The organism is Gluconobacter sp. P1D12_c (assembly GCF_018812105.1).
In the GTDB taxonomy this organism is placed as follows: Bacteria; Pseudomonadota; Alphaproteobacteria; order Acetobacterales; family Acetobacteraceae; genus Gluconobacter; species Gluconobacter oxydans_A.
In genome coordinates, this window is record NZ_JACSIQ010000824.1 from 1 (window position 1) to 368 (window position 368).

Annotated in this window: 1 protein-coding gene; it reads left to right on the forward strand. The window is 38.3% G+C overall.

Annotated features, from left to right (window positions below; all coding sequences use genetic code 11):
- Positions 1-89: 89 nt before the first annotated feature.
- Positions 90-368 (forward strand): hypothetical protein (locus KP705_RS19375; RefSeq protein ID WP_215764995.1); only part of this gene is annotated, 279 nt, incomplete at its 3' end.

Below are 368 nucleotides of genomic sequence, written 5' to 3' on the forward strand. Positions count from 1 at the left end.
ATAGTCGGACACTATGACAAGTCAAATATTGATTTCTATCTGCTACAATAAGTTTCCAGTACCCCACAAACTGAGGGTCGGAGATTGTTATGGATATGGTAAAGAAGGAAAAATATAGAGAAATAGAGAGAGAAGTACAGAGGCTTGAAAATCTGTTCAATATAAAGGCTGTGCGATTGAAGGCACGTTATGAGACCAAGGCTATTCGTTATATGTTTGGGAATGGGGTCGAGGTTTATTGCGGTTGGGAAAAGCCTTACGATATCATGACTTGTTTGCATGACCATTATATTGACCATTCTTTTCCTGTGAAGGATGTGAAAAGTTATAGAGATTATTTGCGTTGTCTTCCTTCGCATTCTTCTTTG